This window comes from Aetokthonos hydrillicola CCALA 1050 (assembly GCF_017591665.1).
Taxonomy (GTDB): domain Bacteria; phylum Cyanobacteriota; class Cyanobacteriia; order Cyanobacteriales; family Nostocaceae; genus Aetokthonos; species Aetokthonos hydrillicola.
Map to the genome: position 1 here is coordinate 1 of NZ_JAAKGC010000232.1, position 3,769 is coordinate 3,769.

The window sequence follows — 3,769 nt, forward strand, 5'->3', positions numbered from 1 at the left end:
ATATTTAAATTAAGTTTTTTACTATTTGAAGGTACAGAGATTCTAGTTATTAAGATAACTAGTATATATAACAACACGAAAACCTAAAATTTAAATAGTATCCTAATATACAAGATATTTTTTGTAGAGGAAGTTAATTATGGCTATTTTACAACTGGAAGATGGCACTATACAAACAAATTTGGAAGATATTGCCGAAGAACTAAAACCCTTAAATATTCAGGTTGATCGGTGGTCAATTGGAAATGATCCTCAATTACATAACTTGTTGGGACAAGATAGCCTGAATGAAGATGAAAAAGAACAAGTTCTCAAAGCTTTAGATGGGTACTTTGAACAATTAAAGCAAAAAGCTGGCTATAAGTCACGAGATCTTATTGTTTTGCATCCTGGAGTACCTAGCCTAGATGAGCTAATGGCAAAGTTTGACAAAATCCATACCCATGCAGACGATGAGGTTCGCTACGTTATTGATGGGGAAGGTATTTTTGGCTTTGTTAGACCTGATGGGAGTCAGATAGAACTTACAGTGCAAAAAGAAGAGTATATTAATGTTCCTGCTGAAACCGAACACTGGTTTTATCTGACAAAAACGCGCAGAATTAAAGCTGTCCGCTATTTCAGTAATACTGAAGGCTGGATGCCAAGGTACCGCAATTAGCGGAGTGCGAGTCTAACCTTACTAAAATTTTTAAATCACATTTTAGTTATATTGTCAAGCAATGATTTGTCGTAGTATTAATAAATTTCTGTAAGAATCTCTAAGTAAAAACTGTAATATTATTAATCTCGTAAAGATATTTTTTATATTAAATTATTTAGGAAAAGCCTTTGGTAGATCGTAAAATGCTAGAAAACCGCTTACTAAGGGAGCGTTACCAAGTCGTTCAAGTTCTTGGTGAAAGTGTGTTTTGTCATACCTATATAGCTCAAGACACCAACCTACCCTATCATCCTATTTGTGTGGTAAAACACTTCTTACCTAGCAGTCAATGTCCAATTCCAATAGAAATTCGTAGACGCTTATTTACCCGAGAAGTAGAAGCTTTAAAAAAACTAGGTAATTATGACTTAGTTCCCCATCTGTTAACTTATTTTGAAGAAAACCTTGAATTTTACTTAGTACAAAAGTTTATTGAAGGACATCCTCTTACCGCAGAAATGCCACCAGGATACTCCTGGTCAGAAGGTAAAGTTTTTCAGCTTCTACAAGAGGTACTAAGAATTCTGCATTTTATTCATCATCACGGGCTGATTCACCGAGATGTGAAGCCAAGTAATATTCTCAGGCGGAGTCAGGACAATCGTTTAGTGTTGATCGATTTTGGTGCTGTTAAGCCTACGTGGAATCAATTGATCTCAGACTCAGATCAAAAAAATGCTTTAAGCTTTATTGCCGACAGCCAACATGCTACTATCTCTATCGGTACACCAGGCTATATGCCTAATGAACAAGTGAGAGGTAGACCACATCCTAGTAGCGATATCTATGCTTTAGGAATGATTGGTATACAGGCATTAACTGGTTTACACCCAACTCAATTACCAGAAGACAATAATACAGGTGAGATCCTCTGGCAACATAAGACTCAGGTTAGTACTCAGTTAGCGTCGGTACTTAACAAGATGGTACGTTATCGCTTTCAAGACCGATATAAATCAGCAAAAGAAGCGTTAGAGGATCTGATGTCATTAGCTCATTTGTATAAGTCTACAGGTGAATCAGAACCTCAACCTTTACCATCAGCAAACAACTTTGCCATTCAAACTCCTTCATTTAAACCAGACTTTAACCAAGTTATTCAAGAGAAGGGATTTGTTGCAAACGTAAGCGATAGTGCTGACGACAATACTATTATTTCCGTTTTTTATAATAAATCTATTTTGCTGATTGGCTTAGCAATAGGAACAATTTCCGCTTTAGTTTTGATAGCTTTGAGCTACTGGTCTGTCCAAATGATCAATCCTACTCCTAAGATGCAAAACTTCACGATTGAACCTTCAAAGAAACCGTATTGACTCACTCAAAAAATAAGCCAAGCAAAGTCGCAGGTAATCGGTTAAGTTGAGGAAAGCTTTGCATTCAACAAACGACATAATACCGCTACATTAATCCTCTCCAAAAACGGACAACCTTAGAAAAAACGCACCGCCCAAATGTTTAAAATTACCAGGACATTTCCAGACAGGTGCGTCCAGATCGCTGTGGCGCAGCGCAAGAAAAACTGCGTCCTTGTTTCAATGCCAGACTTTTAAGTGTGGGTTCCCTACTAAGAGCTCCCTGCTCTGTGCTCCCTCTGACCTAATCTAATTCCTATAAAAATATCGTAAACAAACTCAAAAAAGTCCTTTTTCTGTCGTAGTCCTAAAGATTGGTGGCATTCCTTTGCATCTAAAAGTGGCTTCATAACGTAGTATGTAGGTTGGTAATTATACCAGGGAATAGAAGGCCATAAATGATGAATTAAATGATAATTTTGCCCCATAATCAAGATATTCAAAATTGGGTTAGCATAAACGCGAGCATTTTTCCAGCGATCGCGCTCAATGAAGGGGCGATGGGGTAAATAATCAAAAAATAATCCTAGTCCTAAACCTACGATTGCGGAAGGAATGAACCAAAAATTGAGAACGTATCCCAAAAAGTTGTATTGAACTGAAATGTAAAAAATTGCTACGACAACTAACCGACTGACAAACCATTCCAGTAGCTCATACTTACGCCAGAGCTTCCTTTTAAAGAAAAAGACTTCATGGTACAAAAAACGCACAAAAATTAACCACAGAGGACCTCCTGTAGAAACATAATGGTCTGGGTCATTTTCTGGGTCATTTACGTGGGCATGATGCTGCAAATGCACGCGTGTAAACACAGGAAAAGCGAAAACAAGCATTATAGCACTACCATGCCCTAAAAGAGCATTAATCACTCGGTTTTTATGGGCTGACTGGTGACAGGCATCATGAATAACTGTTCCAGCAACATGCAAAGCAAGAACATTCATGGTAAAACATAGCCAGTGTGGGAATTCCCAAAGCCAGTAACCAAAGTTAGATAGCACAAATATTGTTACAGCACCTAAAAACATCAGCACCGTAGTATTAAAACCACCAGGAGCAGCTAATAATTCCTTTGGTGGCACTGTCAGTGGCTTCTGTGCCTCCGACATCAGCATCTGTTTACTCCTTATCTTAAATCTTATTATCTTAACAGTTCTTCATCTGCGAGTATACGACACTCTCACCCCAATAATAAACCTACCTAATACTCCCCACGCCCCACGCCCCATGCCCCATTCCCCATTCCCCACGCCCCATGCCCCATTCCCCATTCCCCATGCCCCATTCCCCATTCCCCATCCCCCATGCCCCATTCCCCTTACCCAAACCGATTGACGCACTAGCAACAGACAAGATATACCCTAAGACGTAAGATAATTCCCAGGATAGCTCTCTACATTTAGCACTTATGCAACTAAGAGATTCTCTACGCCGGACAAAAATCGTCGCTACGATAGGTCCAGCCACAAGCAGCCCAGAAATGCTCAAAGCCATTATTGAAGCTGGTGCAACAACACTGCGGCTAAATTTCTCACACGGTAGCCACGCCGATCATCAACGTAACATTCGTTTAATTCGACAAACCGCCTTCGAATTGAATCGTCCAGTAGGGATTCTTCAAGACTTACAAGGACCAAAAATTCGCTTGGCAAAGTTTGAAAACGGATCTATTGTTCTGGCAAAAGGCGATCGCTTTACCTTAACCAAT

The 3,769-nt window shown here is 39.3% G+C and carries 4 protein-coding genes; 3 read left to right on the top strand and 1 reads right to left on the bottom strand.

Features of this window, described 5'->3' with window-relative positions:
- Positions 1-139 precede the first annotated feature (139 nt).
- Both G4P69_RS36110 and G4P69_RS36115 read left to right on the top strand, forming a co-directional pair.
- Entirely contained in the window at positions 140-661 is a 522-nt protein-coding gene (locus G4P69_RS36110) for a 1,2-dihydroxy-3-keto-5-methylthiopentene dioxygenase (RefSeq protein WP_208344110.1), read from the top strand.
- Between the two features lie 185 nt (positions 662-846).
- On the top strand, positions 847-2,019 hold the full coding sequence (locus tag G4P69_RS36115) for a serine/threonine-protein kinase (protein ID WP_208344111.1): 1,173 nt from the start codon (positions 847-849) through the stop codon (positions 2,017-2,019).
- 251 nt (positions 2,020-2,270) lie between these two features.
- On the opposite strand, the gene crtR is transcribed toward G4P69_RS36115, so the two are convergent.
- Positions 2,271-3,176 carry a beta-carotene hydroxylase gene (gene crtR, locus G4P69_RS36120; RefSeq protein WP_208354711.1) on the bottom strand — a complete coding sequence of 302 codons (906 nt, stop codon included), beginning with the start codon at positions 3,174-3,176 and terminating at the stop codon, positions 2,271-2,273.
- 293 nt (positions 3,177-3,469) lie between these two features.
- On the opposite strand from crtR, the gene G4P69_RS36125 reads away from it, so the two are divergent.
- On the top strand, positions 3,470-3,769 hold a 300-nt coding region (locus tag G4P69_RS36125), incomplete at its 3' end, for a pyruvate kinase (protein ID WP_243903159.1).

Bases quoted from the DNA above. Each gene is read 5' to 3' on its own strand.
- G4P69_RS36110 (WP_208344110.1), top strand. From the start codon at position 140: ATGGCTATTTTACAACTGGAAGATGGCACTATACAAACAAATTTGGAA.
- G4P69_RS36115 (WP_208344111.1), top strand. From the start codon at position 847: ATGCTAGAAAACCGCTTACTAAGGGAGCGTTACCAAGTCGTTCAAGTT.
- crtR (WP_208354711.1), bottom strand. From the start codon at position 3,176: ATGCTGATGTCGGAGGCACAGAAGCCACTGACAGTGCCACCAAAGGAA.